This is a genomic window from uncultured Nonlabens sp. (assembly GCF_947495285.1).
Classification (GTDB): domain Bacteria; phylum Bacteroidota; class Bacteroidia; order Flavobacteriales; family Flavobacteriaceae; genus Nonlabens.
On record NZ_CANLXZ010000008.1, the window covers coordinates 1 to 20047 of the forward strand.

Annotated in this window: 22 protein-coding genes; 14 read left to right on the forward strand and 8 right to left on the reverse strand. The window is 36.2% G+C overall.

From position 1 onward, the window contains the following. Positions 1–259: 259 nt before the first annotated feature. From Q0838_RS04535 to Q0838_RS04550, 4 genes are all read right to left on the reverse strand, one after another. Positions 260–685 carry an ankyrin repeat domain-containing protein gene (locus tag Q0838_RS04535; RefSeq protein WP_298951870.1) on the reverse strand — a complete coding sequence of 142 codons (426 nt, stop codon included), beginning with the start codon at positions 683–685 and terminating at the stop codon, positions 260–262. Positions 686–824: 139 nt separating this feature from the next. Next, on the reverse strand, positions 825–1028 hold the full coding sequence (locus tag Q0838_RS04540) for a helix-turn-helix transcriptional regulator (protein WP_298951872.1): 204 nt from the start codon (positions 1026–1028) through the stop codon (positions 825–827). 3 nt (positions 1029–1031) lie between these two features. Next, positions 1032–1532: a hypothetical protein gene (locus tag Q0838_RS04545; RefSeq protein WP_298951874.1), complete on the reverse strand. Its 501-nt coding sequence runs from the start codon at positions 1530–1532 to the stop codon at positions 1032–1034. A gap of 3 nt (positions 1533–1535) precedes the next feature. Beyond that, the gene (locus Q0838_RS04550) at positions 1536–1658 is read right to left on the reverse strand and encodes a hypothetical protein (RefSeq protein WP_298951876.1); all 123 of its coding nucleotides are present in this window, start codon (positions 1656–1658) and stop codon (positions 1536–1538) included. A gap of 319 nt (positions 1659–1977) precedes the next feature. Here Q0838_RS04550 and Q0838_RS04555 point away from each other — a divergent pair, with 319 nt between their 5' ends. The 7 genes from Q0838_RS04555 to Q0838_RS04585 all read left to right on the forward strand — a co-directional run bounded on the left by Q0838_RS04555 (position 1978) and on the right by Q0838_RS04585 (position 8741). After that, the gene (locus tag Q0838_RS04555; RefSeq protein WP_298951878.1) at positions 1978–3099 is read left to right on the forward strand and encodes a pyridoxal phosphate-dependent aminotransferase family protein; all 1122 of its coding nucleotides are present in this window, start codon (positions 1978–1980) and stop codon (positions 3097–3099) included. Further along, positions 3096–3509 (forward strand): hypothetical protein, encoded by a 414-nt coding sequence (locus Q0838_RS04560; RefSeq protein WP_298951880.1) that lies wholly within the window; start codon positions 3096–3098, stop codon positions 3507–3509. The genes Q0838_RS04555 and Q0838_RS04560 overlap by 4 nt, the downstream gene beginning before the upstream one ends. Beyond that, positions 3502–4119, forward strand: a complete 618-nt coding sequence (gene bioD / locus Q0838_RS04565) for a dethiobiotin synthase (RefSeq protein ID WP_298951882.1) — start codon at positions 3502–3504, stop codon at positions 4117–4119. The genes Q0838_RS04560 and bioD overlap by 8 nt, the downstream gene beginning before the upstream one ends. Then, positions 4116–5393: an adenosylmethionine--8-amino-7-oxononanoate transaminase gene (gene bioA / locus Q0838_RS04570; RefSeq protein ID WP_298951884.1), complete on the forward strand. Its 1278-nt coding sequence runs from the start codon at positions 4116–4118 to the stop codon at positions 5391–5393. Before bioD ends, bioA begins: the two co-directional genes overlap by 4 nt. A 101-nt stretch (positions 5394–5494) precedes the next feature. After that, positions 5495–6616 carry a beta-ketoacyl synthase N-terminal-like domain-containing protein gene (locus Q0838_RS04575; RefSeq protein WP_298951886.1) on the forward strand — a complete coding sequence of 374 codons (1122 nt, stop codon included), beginning with the start codon at positions 5495–5497 and terminating at the stop codon, positions 6614–6616. 113 nt (positions 6617–6729) lie between these two features. Further along, positions 6730–7818 (forward strand): biotin synthase BioB, encoded by a 1089-nt coding sequence (bioB, locus tag Q0838_RS04580; RefSeq protein ID WP_104514023.1) that lies wholly within the window; start codon positions 6730–6732, stop codon positions 7816–7818. Positions 7819–7868: 50 nt separating this feature from the next. Next, positions 7869–8741, forward strand: a complete 873-nt coding sequence (locus Q0838_RS04585) for a cupin-like domain-containing protein (protein ID WP_298951888.1) — start codon at positions 7869–7871, stop codon at positions 8739–8741. Here Q0838_RS04585 and Q0838_RS04590 read toward each other — a convergent pair. From Q0838_RS04590 to Q0838_RS04605, 4 genes are all read right to left on the reverse strand, one after another. Then, positions 8731–9204 carry a regulatory protein RecX gene (locus Q0838_RS04590; protein WP_298951889.1) on the reverse strand — a complete coding sequence of 158 codons (474 nt, stop codon included), beginning with the start codon at positions 9202–9204 and terminating at the stop codon, positions 8731–8733. The genes Q0838_RS04585 and Q0838_RS04590 overlap by 11 nt on opposite strands. Before the next feature lie 102 nt (positions 9205–9306). Continuing rightward, a complete protein-coding gene (hemB, locus tag Q0838_RS04595) occupies positions 9307–10281 on the reverse strand; it encodes a porphobilinogen synthase (RefSeq protein ID WP_298951890.1) in 975 nt (324 codons plus the stop codon). A 2-nt stretch (positions 10282–10283) separates the two neighbouring features. Continuing rightward, positions 10284–10670 carry a hypothetical protein gene (locus tag Q0838_RS04600; RefSeq protein WP_298951891.1) on the reverse strand — a complete coding sequence of 129 codons (387 nt, stop codon included), beginning with the start codon at positions 10668–10670 and terminating at the stop codon, positions 10284–10286. Between the two features lie 39 nt (positions 10671–10709). Beyond that, positions 10710–11462: an SDR family NAD(P)-dependent oxidoreductase gene (locus tag Q0838_RS04605; protein WP_298952030.1), complete on the reverse strand. Its 753-nt coding sequence runs from the start codon at positions 11460–11462 to the stop codon at positions 10710–10712. Positions 11463–11705: 243 nt separating this feature from the next. Here Q0838_RS04605 and Q0838_RS04610 point away from each other — a divergent pair, with 243 nt between their 5' ends. The 7 genes from Q0838_RS04610 to Q0838_RS04640 all read left to right on the forward strand — a co-directional run bounded on the left by Q0838_RS04610 (position 11706) and on the right by Q0838_RS04640 (position 20047). Continuing rightward, on the forward strand, positions 11706–12710 hold the full coding sequence (locus tag Q0838_RS04610) for a MoxR family ATPase (RefSeq protein WP_298951892.1): 1005 nt from the start codon (positions 11706–11708) through the stop codon (positions 12708–12710). A gap of 59 nt (positions 12711–12769) precedes the next feature. Further along, a complete protein-coding gene (locus Q0838_RS04615) occupies positions 12770–13633 on the forward strand; it encodes a DUF58 domain-containing protein (protein ID WP_298951893.1) in 864 nt (287 codons plus the stop codon). Then, on the forward strand, positions 13630–15279 hold the full coding sequence (locus Q0838_RS04620) for a hypothetical protein (RefSeq protein ID WP_298951894.1): 1650 nt from the start codon (positions 13630–13632) through the stop codon (positions 15277–15279). Before Q0838_RS04615 ends, Q0838_RS04620 begins: the two co-directional genes overlap by 4 nt. Further along, entirely contained in the window at positions 15279–16289 is a 1011-nt protein-coding gene (locus Q0838_RS04625) for a VWA domain-containing protein (RefSeq protein ID WP_298951895.1), read from the forward strand. Before Q0838_RS04620 ends, Q0838_RS04625 begins: the two co-directional genes overlap by 1 nt. 119 nt (positions 16290–16408) lie before the next feature. Continuing rightward, entirely contained in the window at positions 16409–17440 is a 1032-nt protein-coding gene (locus Q0838_RS04630; protein ID WP_298951896.1) for a VWA domain-containing protein, read from the forward strand. Further along, positions 17433–18281 carry a tetratricopeptide repeat protein gene (locus tag Q0838_RS04635; protein WP_298951897.1) on the forward strand — a complete coding sequence of 283 codons (849 nt, stop codon included), beginning with the start codon at positions 17433–17435 and terminating at the stop codon, positions 18279–18281. The genes Q0838_RS04630 and Q0838_RS04635 overlap by 8 nt, the downstream gene beginning before the upstream one ends. Further along, a complete protein-coding gene (locus Q0838_RS04640; RefSeq protein WP_298951898.1) occupies positions 18281–20047 on the forward strand; it encodes a BatD family protein in 1767 nt (588 codons plus the stop codon). The genes Q0838_RS04635 and Q0838_RS04640 overlap by 1 nt, the downstream gene beginning before the upstream one ends.

Below are 20047 nucleotides of genomic sequence, written 5' to 3' on the forward strand. Positions count from 1 at the left end.
TGATATCTAAATATGCTGTTCTTCCCATACATAAATATACAAAAAATAAATGACATTATATAACTATATTGGTATTATAGGTTTGACCAGTTTAACGGCTCTAGATTACTTCTATCAATTTTAAAACTGTTGCTGATTGTGTTTTTAGAAACCGACGGTAATTTTAATTTTTAATGCAACAAAAAACCTGCAAAGTAGGCTTTGCAGGTTTTATATAAATTCCCTCGATACTAAGAACGAGGTATGTTGTTATAATAAATTACTGTAATAATTTAATGGTAGCTTCATTACCGTTTTTTGTAGCTAGATCTAATGCAGATTTACCATCTACTTTAATAGATTTATCAGCGCCAGCTGCTAGTAAAAGAGATACTGTATTATCACGTCCCATCTTTGCAGCCCACATTAATGGAGTGTTGTCTCCACATGTTTGGTTTACGTTTACTTTTGCGTCATCTAATAAGTAAGAAATAACGTCGCCGCTATTCATTTGTACGGCTAGTTGTAATAATGTGGATTGTCTTTTGCCAGCTCGCAAACAATTATCTTTATTAGATTCAGTTACAAGACCTTTAAGATCTGTAGGACTATCATTTTTAAGAGCAATAGTCATGTCTCTAGTTAAATCTTGAGCACTTGCTGTTCCTGCTAGGATAAGAGCGAGAATAAAAAGAACTTTTTTCATCATTGTTAGGTTTTAAGATATGCTAATATAACACTATCGTTTAAAAACTTTTATCTGTTTATCAATAGATTTTAATTTGTAGAGACTTAGCTTTAAGAGAAAATACAATTGGATGAGCAGGTAAATAGTTCTTTTAGAGTTATTTTCTGTATTCTAGTATATCTCCAGGCTGACATTCTAGTGCTTCACAAATAGCCTCAAGAGTTGAGAACCGTACAGCCTTTGCTTTACCTGTTTTAAGTATGGAAAGATTTGCAGTAGTAATCCCTACTATGTCTGCCAGCTCGTTACTTTTCATTCCTTTTTGCGCTAGAACGATGTCTAGGTTTATGTATATGGGCATAAGTTATATGGTTAGGTCGTTTTCTTGTTTAAGCAGGTTGACGTCTTTAAATATTTTGCTAAAGGAATAAGCAATAGCACTTATCAAACCATATATAATAACAAACGCTAACTTAGTTAGTCCTGACAGGTTTAATAACAAAATTATAATGCTAATAACGAGATATATGATAGCAATTTGCCTCCATAGCCGAAAAGAATAACTAGAAAATAACATTCCTTTATTTGACCCAATCATAAATCTGTAAAAGCAAATGATAGAGTATATTACTAGAATTGTAAAAATCGTTTGTAGAATAGTTTCAGCTAAAGGTTTATCCGGTTCTATTTCACCAATAAATATATTCAAAAGAGTTTTTTTTTGATTTGTATTTTCTAAGATGATTAAATCATAACTAACCAGAATTTGTTTGGATATTTTGGAAACAAACATAATAATAAGACCAATAATTATAAGCAAAGTAAATCCGGTAGTGAATCGGTTAAAGTATCTTTTGTTTTTCATAATTTATATGGTTAAGTCGTTTTGAATTTTATAATACTCTGCTTTTTGAATGATTTGAGAAATGGCTAGTAGAAAAAAACCGGTTAAACTGTACAGCACGATTTTTAGAGTTTTTCTTAGTTTCATAATAATTATTGTTTTTCGATAACAAACTTATTACATTATTATTGATTAACAATAATAAATTATCGAAAAAAGATAATAAAATTAGTTAAATAGCTTCATATGTGATGTTTAATTGATTGAGGTGTGTTAAGGTGAAGTTTGATCTTTAATTAGTTTTCTCAACCATAAAACCCTTTTGTTTGCTCCATCGGCTGTGACGAGCTTATCCTCTACCTGTTTTGCTTTTTTAACAAAAAATGGCTTTTATTTTGACGTAATGGTAACTTGTATTTTTTGAGAACAACAAATAACCGAATACTAAAACACTTATTTTTGCATCATGCTTCCAGAAAAATTACAGACTCTTTTAGGTATGCGTTACTTCTCAGGGAGTTTGCGTAAACTTACTGTAAACGATCATCTTATAGATTTCTCTTCAAATGATTATCTAGGTTTTTCTAAGATACATGTGTCACATAAAGTGCAATCTAATGGCGCTACTGGCAGTAGGCTTATTTCTGGACATAGTGATTTACATAACCAGATAGAAGAGCAAATTGCACAGTTTCATAATGCACCAGCAGCCTTATTATTTAATTCAGGTTATGACGCAAACATAGGTCTCATACCTGCCCTTACAGATCGAGCAGATTTGATACTTTTTGACCAGCTAGTTCATGCCAGTATACGCGATGGAATACAGTTATCTCAAGCTAAATCTCTTAAATACCGTCATAATGATTTAAAACATCTAGAAATTTTGCTATCAAAATTTAGCGAGTCAGAGGGAAGACAGGTTTATGTGATCACAGAATCTGTGTTCTCTATGGATGGCGACATGCCAGATCTTAAAAAATTGATAGATTTAGTGAGCAGGTTTGATAACGTACATTTAATTCTAGACGAGGCTCATGCCCTGGGTGTTCTAGGTAATAAAGGTGCTGGACTAGCACAATCTCTAGATTTAGAGAACGATGTCTTTGCACGCGTTATGACCTTTGGTAAAGGTTTAGGCTGTCATGGGGCAGCCGTTCTAGGTAGTGAAGATCTTAAAGAGTATCTCATTAATTATGCTCGCAGTTTTATTTATACCACAGCATTGCCAGAGCATTCATTGCAGTGCATTTTAAATGGGTACCTTACTTTGAGTCGCAGTGAAGATGCCATCTCTCGATTAGCTAGTAACATTGCGTTGTTCAATAAACTGGTGTTGCAAGCTGGATTGAGATTACGCTTTCGCGAAAGCGAGACAGCCATCCAAATTTGTATCCTACCTAATAACGAGCTGGTTAAAAAAGCCGCATTCACGCTTCAAGAAAGTGGATATGATGTAAGGGCGATACTGTCACCTACTGTTAATAAGGGAGAAGAACGACTGCGTATATGTATTCATAGCTTTAATACAGAAGAACAAATGAGTGGCATGCTACAATTACTTGCCAAAACTGTTAAAGATTTATGAGTAAATTTAAAATTATAGCCGTATTTGCTTATCCAGCAGAGGCTGTCGTGGTAAAAGGGAAGCTAGAAAGTGAACAAGTAGAGGTTTTCTTAAAAGACGAGTTTACCGTTGCAACAGATCCATTTGCTACTAACGCTATAGGTGGTGTTAAAATGCTGGTGTATAAAGAGGATTTTATAAAAGCAATGGGTATTCTAGAACGATCTAATCCTGATTTATTAAAATATCGTGTAGAATATATAAAATGTCCTAATTGTGGAAAAACAGACGCTAGAGAAATACGAGATATTGAAACGGCACCTACCTTTGCAGATAAAATGAAAGCTGTTTTTTTAAACATTTTTCCTTTTTCTAATTCTTACAATTATCAATGTAAGAGTTGTTACACAAAATTTGACTTAAATGAGTAAAATATTTATTACCGGTATAGGTACAGATGTAGGTAAGACAGTAGTCGCTGCTATAGTTACAGAATCACTTAGGGCAGATTATTGGAAACCGATTCAAAGTGGTCTAGAAGAAACAGATAAAGCGACTATCTCTACCTTGTTATCAAATAATATAACTACCATACATCCAGAATCTTACAGATTAGTGACGCCTATGAGTCCACACCAGGCTGCTCAAATAGATGGTGTTACTATCGATCTAGATAAAGTAATACGTCCTGATACTGAAAATACTTTGGTTATAGAAGGTGCGGGCGGTCTATTAGTTCCTTTAAATGATAAGGATACCATTGTAGACCTTATCATGCCAGAGGATAAAGTGATTTTAGTTAGCTCTGGTTATTTAGGTAGTATCAATCATACGTTGTTAAGTGCGGCACTTTTAAAAGCAAAAGGACTCAATTGTGTAGGCGTTATATACAACCATGTTGATCTAGACGGCACAATTGAGGTAATTGAAAAAATGACTGGACTTCATACTTTAGGTCATATATCTAGAGAAGAAGAAATAAACGCGACGGTGGTTGAGAAGTATGCTTTAAAATTTCAAAAAGCTTTAACAGCATTATGATCAAAAAGGATATCATAAAAAATGATGCCGATTTTATCTGGCATCCACTGACGCAGCATAAAACGGCTAGTGAGCCTCTTGCGATTGCTCATGCAAAGGGTAATTATCTGTATGATTTTGATGGTAATAAATACTTTGACGGTATTTCTAGCTGGTACACCTGTAGTTATGGACATACTAATCCTGTTCTTACTGGTGCGATTAAGAAACAAATAGATCAGTTGCATCATGTGGTTTTTGCAGGTATGACCCATGAGCCCGTTGCTACTTTAGGTAAGAAACTGATCGGTATCTTGCCAGATAACCAGCAAAAACTGTTCTTCTCTGAGAATGGTTCTACTAGTGTAGAGATAGGTCTTAAAATGGCTTTTCAGTATCACTTTAATAAAGGTGAGAAACGCAATATGGTAGTTGCCTTAGAAAATGGTTTTCATGGAGATACCTTTGGTGCCATGAGTGCTAGTGGTTTATCAGTCTATAATGGGCCATTTGAAGAATTTTTTATAGATGTGGTGCGTATTCCTGCTCCAACAAATGAGAATCTTACCCAAGTTTTAGAATTAGTAGATTCTCTTGTAGAAGAATATGAAATTTCTAGTTTTATTTATGAGCCGCTAGTTCAAGGAGCTGCCGCTATGCAACTTAACGATGCTGCTGCGCTGTCCCAAGTGATTAGAAAATTTCAACAACATGGGGTTATCGCCGTGGCAGACGAGGTGATGACAGGTTTTGGTAAAACAGGGACTTATTTTGCTAGTGATCAGATAGATGCAAAACCAGATGTTATCTGTTTATCAAAGGCGCTTACTGGTGGTATCATGCCTATGGCAATTACCTCTTGTACACAAAATATATACGATGCCTTTTATGATGATAATCTTGCCAAAGGATTATTTCACGGACATACCTATTCTGGCAATCCACTAGGTTGTGCAGTCGCTGCAGCTGCGATAGATTTATTAATCTCTGAGGACATTCAAGCAGGTGCAAAAAATATAGAGATTTCTAACATAGAATTTAAAGCAAAAATTGAATCACATTATAATGTGGCCGCAGTTAGAACTAAAGGTGTCATACTAGCTATAGATCTTGCTATAGAAATGGAACGCTATGGTAATAAACGCAATGAGATATTTCATTGGTTTTGGCAGCGTGGTTTGTTCTTGAGACCGCTAGGTAAAACTATTTATATCGTGCCTCCTTTTACTACTACAGCAGGAGAGTTGGACTTTATTTATAAGTTATTAGAAGAGTTTTTAGATCAGATTAGTTAATCTGAGTATCTAACAATCTGTATTGAAACGATATAAAAGAACTTATTAATAGATTCTTAATCTAAGTTCTTTTCACGATTTTTGCAGTCGTAAATAAGCATGTGAAAAACCCTATATACATTAACGATGCAGCGATGGTAGCTGCGATAGACTCTTTTAAAGATCAACAAGAATCTAGCTTTTTTAATAAAAAAGATGGTGCTTGGGTAGGTCCTATTTCTAGCAAAAAAGAAACTCAGTTAAATGCGTTTTTAAAAGGAAATGAAAATTATAAATCTCTAGACCGTAGTGTGCAACTGGCTTTATTATCTGCTAGATCTTTAAAAAATGTTCCATCACAAACGTGCATTAATATAGGTTCTAGTCGTGGTGCAACTGGTTTATGGGAAGAGTTTTATTCTCGCTTTTGCAATAGCGGGACTGTACCAACAGCAACATCTCCATTAACTACACTAGGTAATATATCGAGTTGGGTAGCACAAGATCTAGGTCTTAAAGGAACTGCTTTTTCACATAGTATTACCTGCGCAACGGCATCTCATGCGATACTTAATGCTATGGCATGGTTAGAAAGTGGTATGGCAACTAGCTTTATAGCTGGTGGTAGTGAAGCACCATTAACGCCGTTTACAGTGAGTCAAATGCAAGCTTTACGCATATACTCACGAGATACCGATCAGTATCCATGTAAAGCACTCGATCTGGATAAGACACAAAACTCCATGATTCTAGGAGAAGCAGCTGCTGTGTTTTTACTTTCTAAAGAAGATAATAACAGTGTAGCAAAAATAACAGGTTATGGTAGTGCGATAGAAAAGCTAGCTAGTGCAACATCTGTAACCGCTAGTGGAAACTGTCTTCAAGAATCAATGAGGCAGGCAACACGGCACATGAATCTAGAAGATGTAGATGCAATTATCACTCATGCACCTGGAACTATAAAAGGAGATAAAGCAGAGTTTGCTGCGATTAAGAGCGTTTTTGGAGATCAACATCCGCATTTATGTAATAATAAATGGCAATTAGGTCATGCGCTAGGTGCAAGTAGTGCGCTTAATCTAGCTATGGGAATAGAAATGTTGCAATCAAAGAGTATGTTTACTGTTCCGTTTTTAGAAAGTTCATTTGTGAATCCGCGTGGAGATGTTAGAATTCCTAAACGCATTTTGATCAACGCGACTGGCTTCGGTGGTAATGCAGTAAGTTTACTGATAGAAAAATAATACTTGAATTAAAAGCTAATCATATAATAATAAGTCATTTTCTTTACTATTAATTCATTGTAGCTATTACTTAAGGAAACCTTATTTTTACCTTTTTAACCTAGAACACGATTATGAGACACGACTGGACTAAAGAAGAAATACTAGAAGTTTATAACAGACCGATTATGAATTTGTTATATGATGCGGCGACTATTCATAGAGAATTTCACAATCCTAATCAGGTACAAGTTTCTACGCTTCTTTCTATTAAAACTGGCGGTTGTCCAGAAGATTGTGGGTACTGTCCACAAGCAGCTCGTTATCATACCGATGTAGAGGGAAATGATTTAATGTCTGTGCAGCAAGTAAAAGCACAGGCTTTAAGAGCAAAATCCAGTGGTAGTTCTCGTGTATGTATGGGTGCAGCATGGAGAAATGTAAAAGACGGACCAGAATTTGACCAAGTGTTAGAAATGGTACGTACTATTAATAAATTAGATATGGAGGTGTGTTGTACTCTAGGTATGATCACTGAAAACCAGGCACACCGTCTAGCAGAGGCTGGATTATATGCTTATAATCACAACCTAGATAGTTCTGAAGAATATTATAAAGAAGTAATTTCTACTCGTGGTTACCAAGATAGACTAGATACTATAGATAACGTACGTAAAACTAATGTTACCGTATGTAGTGGTGGTATTATAGGTATGGGAGAAAACATAGAAGATCGTGCAGGTATGTTAGTTGCACTAGCTAGTTTAAGTCCGCAACCAGAAAGTACACCTATTAACGCACTTGTTGCCGTAGAAGGTACACCGCTTGAGGAGCAACAACCTGTTTCTATTTGGGAAATGATACGTATGGTAGCAACTACGCGTATAGTAATGCCACAAACACAGGTAAGATTAAGTGCTGGTAGAACAGACATGTCTAGAGAAGGACAGGCGATGTGTTTCTTTGCAGGAGCTAATTCTATATTTGCAGGTGATAAATTACTTACCACACCTAATCCAGATGTGAATGAAGACATGAAAATGTTTGAATTATTAGGACTAGAGCCTATGAAACCATTTGTGAAAAAGGCACAACCAGAAACGGTAGAAGCACAATATTCTGAATATAAGGATCAAGGTGAAAAGCCTAAATGGTCTCGTCCAGGTCACAAGATCGAGCGTAATGAAGAGGCTAAACAAGCTGGTAAAGCCGTTAAAGCATAGTTAACTAATTACACTTTCTTTATTTCATCACTTAAGTTTGTACGCTATTTATGCCACTCAACCTTAAACAAATACCGCGTGTTTCCACGATAAGTAAAGATGATTTTATAAAAAATTATCTCAAGCCACAGTGCCCTGTAGTTATTGAAAAATTAACTCAAGACTGGCCCGCTTATAAAAAATGGAATCTAGATTATATAAAGCAAGTTGCTGGAGATAAAACCGTACCTCTTTATGACGATCGTCCAGTAAAACATGACGAGGGTTTTAACCAGGCACATGCAGAGATGAAGATGTCTGAATATGTAGATCTTCTTAAAAAGAAACCTACTAATTTCAGAATCTTCCTCTATAATATTATGAGTGAGGTGCCAGCACTTCAGACAGATTTTAAATTCCCTAAACTAGGAATGCGATTGATCAAGGGTTTACCGATGATGTTCTTCGGTGGTACGGACTCTAAGGTTTTTATGCATTTTGATATAGACTTCACTAACATCCTTCACTTCCATTTCCATGGTAAAAAGAGATGTGTGATTTTTCCTCCAGATCAATCGCCTTATTTATATAGAGTACCACATTCTTTAATTGCTAGAGAAGATATAGATTTCTCAAATCCAGATTTTGAAAAATGGCCCGCTTTAAAACAGGCACAAGGTTTTGTATGTGAGCTTAATCATGGCGAGATGTTATACATGCCCGAGGGGTACTGGCATTACATGCATTACCTAACGCCAGGATTTTCTATAAGTTTGCGTTCTTACCCTAGAAAGATTAAAAATTTAATTAAAGCGCTTTATAACTTATTGTTTATGCGTCATTATGATAACTTTATGCGCAAACGTAAAGGACAGGAGTGGATAGATTATAAAAATGAAAAAGCGATAATTAGAACCCACGAAAATCTAAATATCAAGGAATAAGCTCTACAGCTTTTGCATAAACTAGGTGGCTTTCCCAACCTCTATAGAGCAGGTAATCGGCAAGTTTTTTACGCTTTTTATATTTATCACTCTCCGTAGTTATTTGTTGTAACCGCTTTCGCGAAAGCGTATCCAAAGCAATCTCATAATCGACATCAGATATCTCTTTGAGTCCTATCTTTATAGTACGTTCATTAAGGCCTTTCATTTTAAGCTCGCGAACTATACGCACTCTTCCCCATTGTTTTATACGGAATTTTCCCCTCGCAAAAGCCTCGGCATAACGCGTTTCATTCAAGAATTTGTGATGGATCAAGTGAGGTATGATTTCATCAATTGCTAGTTGAATAATACCCATGCTTTTTAATTTATCTTCCACATCTTTATGACAGCGCTCTTGATAGGCACAGTATCGCTCTATGGAACGAGTCGCTTCTTCTACGGTATAAGAATCTTTGGGCATGGGTTTATAAAAGTTCTAAAACAGATGGTAATAGATGGTTTTACAGAAAATCCCCTAAGCTTAGAATTAATTCTATCTTTAGGGGATAAAATTTGTTCTTATTTAAGAAATCAACTTCACTACATCTTTTGCAAAATAACTAGCTATTAAATCTGCTCCAGCTCTTTTAATAGCGATAGTTTGTTCCATCATTACGGCATCATGATTTAACCATCCTTTTTCTGCAGCAGCTTTAAGCATGGAATATTCTCCACTGACTTGATACACGCTTACAGGAACATCTACTTCGTTTTTAATGTCTCTAACTATGTCTAGGTAGCATAATCCTGGTTTTACCATAACGATATCTGCTCCTTCATCGATATCCATTAAAGTTTCTTTTATGGCTTCATTACGATTTGCAGGATCCATTTGATAGGTTTTTTTATCTCCAAACCCTGGTGCGCTATCCAGTGCGTCTCTAAAAGGACCGTAAAAAGCACTAGCATACTTTGCAGAGTAGCTCATAATTCCAGTATCTGTAAATCCTTCTTCTTCTAGTGCTTCTCTTATGTAAAGAATACGACCGTCCATCATGTCGCTAGGTGCGAGCATATCTGCACCAGCTTGTGCATGAGAAATACTCATTTGAGCAAGTACCTCGCAAGTGGCGTCATTAAGAATTTTCTTATTTTCTACTATTCCATCATGACCAAAACTAGAAAAAGGGTCCAGAGCTACATCTGTCATTACATACATGTCTGGCGCAATATCCTTAACGGTTTTAATCGCTCGTTGCATCAGTCCATCTTTATTAATAGCCTCAGTCCCTTTGTTGTCTTTTAAATGATCTGGTACTTTAACAAAGAGTAAGACACTTTTTAATCCCATATCCCATAGTAATTGAACTTCTTTCTTTAAAAGATCTAGACTGTATCGGTAATAGTCTGGCATAGAGGCTATTTCTTCTTTGATGCCATTTCCTTCTACTACAAATAATGGTACTATAAAATCATTAGGTGAGATCAACGTTTGTTGTACTAAAGATCTTACTGCTGGGCTAGTTCTTAATCTTCTGTTTCTTCTTAATGGTAACATATCTATAGGTCTAATTTGTTAATTAAATTGAGGTAGTCCACCTCGTAATTAGGGATTTTCAAAGTTACCTTCTTTGCTGTATTTAATACAATTATAGAAGGAGTTTCCTTATTATTGCTGTCGTGTTGTTTAAATTTATCCTGGATAAGTTGGTTAATTAGTAACGCGTCATTAAAGGAGATGGTTTTTCTTACCACACTATCATTTGCTTTATAAACTAAAATATCTTCAATAAAACTCATGGACTCTATCCTTGCATCGGTAAGATGATACTCGATAGTAAAATCTTTGCTTTCAAAAATAGAATTCATGTTTTCTATAGTCGGTTCTACCTCTTGCGTGCACGACGCAAGAAATAAAATACTCAGTATGAGAATTAGTTTTTTCATATTTGTTTATTTTAAAAAGCTTTGATAAAAATGGTGTTTCTAGTTTTTCTTTAATACCGTACTACTAGCTTGTGCGGTACACATCACGGTTAAGTCTGCAATGTTAACATGTGGTGGTCGCGTTACGGCAAATAGAATCACATCTGCCACGTCCTGTGGTTGTAAAGCCATGTAACCTTGATACACTTTATCTGCACGCTCTTTATCTCCCTTAAATCGCACCTGACTAAAATTAGTCTCTACCAGTCCTGGATTTACAGCACCTACTCTTATGTTATATGGGTTTAAATCCAGTCGCATACCTGTAGTGATAGCATCTACAGCATGCTTAGAGCCACAATATACGTTACCGTTAGGATAGACCTCTTTACCAGCGGTAGAACCTATGTTAATGATATGTCCGTTTTTACGCTCTCGCATTTTGGGTATAATCGTATGGCTTACATAAAGCAATCCTTTTACATTTATATCCATCATAGCGTCCCAATCTTCTAGACTACCTTTATCAATAGGGTCTAGTCCATGAGCGTTACCTGCATTATTTATTAAGATATTAATCTCATTAAAAGGAAATTCTTTAAGACTGTTAATTTGTTCTTCTACTTTTTCTTTATCTCTTACATCAAAGCATAAAGTCTCTACAGGAACGAGTTGAGAAAGCTCTTCTTTTAATTGGGTCAGCCTTTCTTTATTACGCCCGCAAAGTACAAGAGCATAATTATTATCGGCTAGAGTTTGCGCTGTTGCTAGTCCTATTCCACTAGTTGCGCCAGTAATTAAAGCAGTTTTCATATCAAGATCTTTGTACAAAAGTAGGGAAAAGGCGCTAGCGAGATGTTTATTTTGGTCTCGCTTTCGCGAAAGCGGTAACGTTAACAATCGATAACATAAAAACATACTTATGTGAGGTTTATCCCAGAGACCTTCTTTAAATTTGGTAGTCACAGACGTAGGGCTAATTTTAACAGCTTTTAAACAGTTCAAAATTTAATGTTTGGACATTTTTGTAATTAAAAAGATTAAATAAATACTTTTATGGATCAACAAAGCACTCAAATAGATATTGCGAGTATCAATGAAAAGGTAGCACAAGAAAGCCAGTTCGTAGAATTACTTGTTAATGAAATGAATAAGGTAATTGTAGGTCAACAATACATGATAGAGCGACTGCTTATAGGTCTTTTAGGTCGCGGGCATATTTTATTAGAAGGTGTACCTGGACTAGCAAAGACTCTTGCTATTACTACACTTTCTAAGGCGGTAAGTGGCTCTTTTTCAAGAATACAGTTTACACCAGATTTATTACCGGCAGATGTTGTGGGGACGCTTATATATAACATGAAGGATGGTGAATTTAACATCAAGAAAGGACCTATTTTTGCAAACTTTGTCCTTGCAGATGAGATAAACCGTGCGCCAGCAAAGGTGCAAAGTGCTCTACTAGAAGCCATGCAGGAGAAGCAGGTTACTATAGGTGATGAGACTTTTAAATTACAGAAACCATTCTTAGTAATGGCAACTCAAAACCCAGTAGATCAAGAAGGTACTTATCCATTACCAGAAGCGCAAATGGACCGTTTTATGTTAAAGACGGTAATAGATTACCCAACTATCGCAGACGAGCAGTACATCATGCGAGCAAATTTGAAAAAAGATTTTACAGAGCCTAACGCGGTAGTGTCTGTAGAGCAAATTTTACGTGCTCAGGATGCGGTAGAAATCGTATATATGGACGAGAAGATCGAGAAGTATATTCTAGACATCATATTTGCGACTCGTTATCCAGAAAAATATAATCTAGCAGACTTGAAACCGTTGATCTCTTTTGGGGCATCACCTCGTGGATCTATTAACCTTGCCAAAGCTGCAAAGTGTTATGCATTTATAAAACGACGTGGTTATGTAGTACCAGAAGATGTACGTGCGGTAGTATTAGACGTATTGCGTCACAGAATAGGTATTACTTATGAGGCCGAAGCTGAGAACTACACAACTGAAGATATAGTAAACAAGATCGTGAACACGATCGAGGTGCCATAGTCCTATTGATACTGATAAGAATAATCAATTTCAATTAACTTATATAGAGTACACGCTGTATGAATACACAAGAACTTCTTAAAAAAGTACGTAAAATCGAGATCAAGACTCGTCGTTTAAGCGACGCAGTATTTGGTGGCGAGTATCATAGTGCTTTTAAAGGTCGTGGAATGACTTTTAGTGAGGTGCGACAGTACCAGTTCGGTGATGACGTACGTAATATAGACTGGAATGTAACTGCTCGTTATAGTGAGCCCTACATAAAAGTATTTGAAGAAGAGCGCGAGCTTACTCTTATGCTGGTTGCAGACATAAGTGGGTCGACACTTTTTGGTACACAAGAGCAAATCAAAAAAGAGATTATTACAGAATTGTGTGCGACACTAGCTTTTAGTGCGATGCAGAATAATGATAAGGTAGGTTTGCTTCTATTTTCTGATCAGGTAGAATTGTTCATACCACCTAAGAAGGGGAAATTTCATATTCTTAGAATTATACGTGAGTTATTAGAGTTTCAACCTAAAGGTAAGGCCACAGATATAGCAGGGGCTTTAAAATTTCTAGCAGGTGTGCTTAAGAAAAAAGCTATCGTTTTTGTGATGTCAGATTTTATGAGTACCGATTATAAAAAGACATTACAAATAGCAGGTCGCAAACACGACGTCACAGGAATTAGAGTTTATGATGAGCGTGAGACGGTCATGCCTAAAATGGGTCTAGTCCAGTTTAATGATCAGGAAACAGGGCAATCACAATTGATTAATACCAGCTCTAAATCGGTACGTAATAAATATGCAGCTTATCATAAAGAGAGCGCTGCCTATTTTAAAGAAGCATTTACTAGGTCTGACGCAGGCGCAATAGATCTAGAAACTAGAGAGAATTACACAAAGAAACTATTAGGATACTTTAAAGCACGATGATTAAAAAACTAGTATACATATTATTTTTATTATGCGTTGCCATAACTACAGCCCAGACTCAGGATAAAGCTGAGGTAGCTACAACTGTAGATCGTGACCTTATTAAAATAGGTGAAGAAGTAAAACTGGGCATAAGCGTCGATGCAGATCTGGGAGATTTAATCATATTTCCAGAGCAGCAAACCATGGGTGCACTAGAGGTGTTACAAAGTTATCCTGTAGATAGCCTAAGAATAGCAGATAAAATTAGACTCTTTAAACAGTATGGTGTAACCCAATTTGATTCTGGTGATTACTGGGTGCCTAGATTAGAAATTCTTAAAAATGACCGCCGCTTAAAATCAGACTCTATACTTATAAGTGTGCGTGAGGTAGAAGTAGATACTACTAAGCAAGGTATGTTCCCTATCAAGGGTTATGTAGATATAGAAGATAAATCTATAGCATCTTATGGATGGATGTGGTGGTTGTTACTTTTAATACCAGTTATTATTGCTGTTGTTTTGCTTACGCGCAAACGAGAAGAAAAAACCTATGAAGAGACGTTACAACCTTATGAGTGGACTAAGTATCGTTTAAAATTATTAGACGAAGGCTATTACTTAGATAACCGCCAGTGGAAAGAATATTATACAGAGCTTACTTATATTATAAGAAGGTATATAGACTCTAAAGTTTATGGTCATACACTAGAAAGTACAACAGGACAGCTAATAAAAGAATTGAAAATAGCCATGTCAGAAAAAGGCATGCATATTACAGATAAAACACAATCTCGATTAGAAGAAATTCTTCAAAAAGCCGATTTGGTAAAGTTTGCAACTGCTAGTGGTGATGCAATAAGTGCCAAAGAAGACAGGAAGCGCACCATGGAAATTATCAATAATATCCATCAAGTACTGCCACCACCTACAGAAGAAGAGCTGATGCAGGATGCGCGTTATAGACGTAAACAAGAAATTAAAAAACGTACTCGCAATATATTGATAGGTGTCGGTATAGGTATTCTTACACTGGTTATTGCCATGGGAATATGGAGCTATGTTATAGGTTTTGATAATGTAAAAGATAAGGTATTCGGTAACGCACAACGCGATCTTACAGAGCAAACCTGGCTAACTAGCGATTACGGTATGCCGCCTGTTCAATTGAATTCGCCAGATATTTTAGTACGTCAGGACACGACTGCATTAGGAGATCAATTTAAATTGATGTCTACATCCATAGACCAGTTTGCAACAGGTGAAATCTCTGACGACTTTTATATAGGTGTAATCACATTTACATTAAAAGGAGATGGTTTTAAAGAAGATGACCAGTTGCCACCTGCCGTAGTGCGAGATAACATGACCAAAGTTCTTGATGGACTAGGTGCTACAGCTATTCTCATGCTAGAAGATGAGGTAGAGATAAATGGTGTAAAAGGTGTATCTCTAGAGGGTACTTATAAACTAGATAATAAGGATTATGAATATGAGATTCTTATGATGGCAAATAAAGTAGGTATAGATCAAATTATCATTAGTAACTTAAAAGATAATGAAGAGAACCGTGATCGTGAGTACGGTAGAATATTGAGAGAAAGAGTTAGAAGTTCAATTACGTTCCCATCCTTTGACGATGGTAAAAAGAAAGAAAAGGAATAATGAACTGGTTTACAAATATCAAATTTGCCTCACCAGAAATGTTTTGGTTATTGCTACTGTTACCACTAGCGATAGGTTTTTACATCTGGACTTTTAAAAGACAAAATGCACAAGTTAAAGTGTCTACCATTAAAGGTTTTCTACCAGGAGGATCTTTATTAGGTAAACTAAGACCTGTATTGTTTTTATTGCGTTTACTTGCATTAGTCTTAATTATTGTGGCGCTAGCAAGACCACAAACTACAGACGTTACCACAAAGACTAAAACTACAAATGGAATAGATATAGTTCTTGCGGTAGATGTAAGTGCAAGTATGCTGGCACAAGATTTAAAACCAGATAGACTAGAAGCAACAAAAGCAGTTGCAGCAAATTTTATTAATGGTAGACCTAGTGACCGTATAGGAGTCGTGGTTTATGCAGGAGAAAGCTACACTAAAACACCTATTACTACAGATAAAACTATATCACTTAAGGCGATAAAGGATATTAAATTTGACGGTGTTCTAGAAAATGGTACTGCTATAGGTATGGGGCTGGCTACTGCAGTGAACCGACTTAAAGAAAGTGAAGCATTAAGTAAAGTGATTATTTTAATGACTGATGGTGTTAACAATAGTGGTTTTTTAGACCCTAAAATAGCAAGTGAGCTGGCTGTAGAATTTGACATTAAAGTGTACACCATAGGAATAGGTACTAACGGTAACGCGCCATCACCATATGCACAATTACCTAATGGTAGATTTCAATTTAAAATGGCACCAGTAGAAATCGATGAAGAGTTAATGAAGCAAATTGCTGCAGATACTGGAGGTAAGTATTTCAGAGCAACAAATAATAAAAAGTTGAAAGAAATCTATGCCGAAATTGATAAGCTAGAAAAAACAGAAATCGAACAATTTGAATTCTACAATGTAGAAGAAAAATACCGCGACCTAGTTTTACTAGCATTGATGTTAATAGGTGTTGAAATGCTATTGAGATATACCATTTTTAAAACGGCAGCTTAATTGATTGCAACTCTAGGTTGATTTAAAAATAAGTGTCCGTTTAATCAATAGAAACTTTAAAATAAAAATTCTGCCACTCATTAAAAAAGAGAATAACGGCGACTAATAAATACGAACAAGTGTATATACTAGAAGAAAAAATATATTTCTGGCTTTTGTGTCTTATCCCAGTATTAGTGGTTCTATTTATAGGACTTTCTTTCTGGAGATATCGCGCACAAAAAAAATATGCCACAAAAAAGATGCTGGGTCATTTAATCCCAGATAGATCTTGGTTTAAACCTGTATTAAAATTAGTAACTGTGTGTATGGGTATAACCTTTTTAATACTCGCACTAGTAAATCTAAAAGCTGGTGAAAAACTAGAAACAGTAAACCGAGAAGGTGTAGATATAGTTTTTGCGGTAGATGTTTCAAAATCCATGCTGGCCGAGGATATCGCGCCCAGTAGATTAGAAAAATCACAAAGACTCGTTACCGAAATTATTAATAACCTAGCTAGTGACCGTATAGGACTAATAGCATATGCTGGTAGTGCCGTGCCCCAACTACCTATAACAACAGACTACGGTAGTGCACGATTATTTCTTCAATCACTTAATACCGATTTAGTATCCAGTCAGGGAACGGCTATTAATGAAGCCATACAACTGGCTGAGAGTTATTACGGCGACCAGACAGAAGCAGCAAAAATATTAGTAATCATAAGCGATGGAGAAGATCATGAAGGTGATAGCGCTGCCGTTGCAGAGGCTGCTGCAGAAAAAGGAATACGCATCATTACCATAGGTGTAGGTACAGAAAAAGGTGGTACCATACCTATAAAAGTGAATGGTATCGTTAGAGAATTTAAAAAAGATAGAGACGGTAAAACGGTAATTACTAAGTTAAATTCACAAACCCTTAAAGAAATAGCGAGCGCTGGTAATGGTACCTATATAGACGGTACAGTTACTGCAACAGTAATTGAAGAGTTAAAAGGACAGCTCTCAGGTATAGATAAGGTGGCCTTTGATTCACAACAATATTCAGACTTTGAATCCCAATTTCAGTGGTTTTTAGGATTTGGATTGTTCTTCTTATTTTTAGATATATTTTATTTAGAGAAGAAAACAAGATGGCTCAAAAAATTAAACTTTTTCAATGAGTAAGATAATGATCAAACAGATAATAGTAGTATTAGTGTTTTTGGGTGGTTACGCTTTCGCGAAAGCGCAAGAAAAACCATCTATAGATCCAGTTTATGAAAACGCGATTGCCAAAGCGCAAGAATATGCAAAAAAAGGAAACTTTAACCTTGCTGAAGCAGCATATAAAAAAGCTAAGGCCGTTAACCCTAAAGCGACAGATGCTGCTTATAATTTAGGGAATCTTTATTACGATCATACAAAAAAATACAACGCGTCTAATAATTACATCGCTGCTGCAGAGGCTGCTACTACTAAAGAAGAAAAGCATAGAATTTATCACAATCAAGGCAACTTATTACTAGAAAATAAGGAGTACAAAAAAGCAGTTGAGGTATATAAAAAGGCACTTAGAAATGACCCTACTGATGAAGAAACACGTTACAATCTAGCGCTAGCCAAAAAAGAGGAAGAGAAACAAGGCGGCGGCGGTGGCGGTGGCGACGATGAAAACGATAAAAAGGACGACAGCGAGAGCGACGACCAGGATAACAAAGAAGGAGATAAGGATAAAAACTCTGACGGTAAAAACGACGGCAAGGAAAACGAGAAAGAAGGCGACGATAAGAAAGGTGATGGAGAAGGAGATAAGGATAAAGACGGTAAACCTAACGACGGAAAAGACGGTGATGGTGAGCCTAAAAAACAAGATCAAAAAGCACCGCAACGTGTAGAAGGTAAAATGACGCCACAACAAATTAGTCAAATACTGGAGGCGATGAATAATGAGGAGCAAAAAATTAGGGATAAAGTAAATGCAAAGAAGGCTCAAGGGCCAGCTAAAAAATCAGAAAAGGATTGGTAATGAAACATTTGATTTATATACTATTTCTTTTGAGCAGCTTTTTGACCCTAGGTCAGGTGGATTTTACTGCAAATGCTAGTCGCACTAGAATTGCGGTTAATGAAAGGTTGCGCATTGAATTTAAAATGAATGTAGATGGTGATAATTTTACACCACCTAATTTTGCGGGATTTAAGGTAGTTGCTGGTCCTAGTCAGGCGGTTTCTCAAAGTTGGATAAATGGTAAAAGCAGTATGACAAAGTCCTATACGTATGTTTTAAAACCTACTAAAACTGGTAAGTTAACCATACAACAAGGCACGATGACTTATGACGGTAATGAGTATAAAACGATACCTCAGGTTATTAATGTTACTGGCGCTGTAGCACAACCTAAGAGTCCAGATGATCAATCTATAAGTGTAGAAGATAGCATACATCTAGTTGCCGAAGTGTCAGATGCTAATCCTTATCTTAATGAAGCCATAAGAGTAGTGTATAAACTTTATGTTTCTAATGAGACTGGGGTTACTGGCTGGAATGAGCTAGATAGTCCTAAGTATGCCGATTTCTGGTCGCAAAATATAGATAACCGCAATAGACAGGTAAAGAATGGAACCTATCAAGGACAGCCATATAGATACTTAATATTACGAGAAGCTGTTTTATATCCTCAAAAAACAGGTAAATTAGAGATAGAACCATTAACACTAGATGTTAAGGTACAAATACCTACGAGCAGAAGAGACTTTTTTGGCAGACCCTATACAACAACAGTAAGTAGAACGGTAAGTGCTGGAAAAAGAGCTATTACTGTTAAAAACTTGCCGGCTATAGGTAGGCCAGCGAGTTTTACAGGCGCAGTCGGTGCATTTGATTTTAAGGTAGAAACCGATAGGGCACAACTAGATGCTGGAGAAAGTCTTACTGCAGCAGTAGGCGTTTCTGGATCTGGAAATTTAAAATTAATGCAGCTGCCTAAGTTGAAAGCGCCACAAAGTCTAGAGGTATATGATCCTGAGCGCATTAATAAGGTGAGTACAAATATTTATGGTATGCGCGGTAGTATTAAAGATTCTTATACCGTAGTACCTCAGTATGGTGGTAAATATGTTATACCACCGGTAGAATTCTCTTATTTTGATCCTAAAAAAGAACAGTATATTACTAAGTCTAGTGGTGAGATATTATTAATAGTAGATGGTGATGCACCTACTACAGCAAGTAATGATACTGCTGTTGCTAGTGAGAGTGAATCTAAAAATTTGATTAAAAGCAACGTGCCATTTGCATTCATTAAAACAGATACACGATTAATAGATAAGACAAAAAGCTATTTCTTTAACACGACTACCTATTGGTCTATTCTAGCAGGCTTATTATTGATCTTACCTGTCGTGCTGTTGTACCGCGGGCAAGTAGAAAAACGCAGTGCAGACGTGGATGGTAATCGCATAAGAACCGCAAATAAGTTGAGCAAGAAATATCTTAGTACAGCAAAGAAAAACTTAGGTAACCACGAGTTATTTTACATTTCGCTAGAAAAATCTTTACATAATTATTTGAAATCTAAACTTCGTATTCAAACGGCAGATATGTCTAAGGATAAGGTAGATGAGTTGTTAGATCAAAGAAATGCTAGTCTGACGACTAGAAAGGAATTTAGTGAGTTGCTAGCTAGTTGTGAATTTGCTCGTTACACACCATCTTCTGAGGCCAGTATGAAAGAGGATTATGAAAAAGCTGGTAGAGTATTAAATGATATAGATAAACAATTAAAGAAGTAA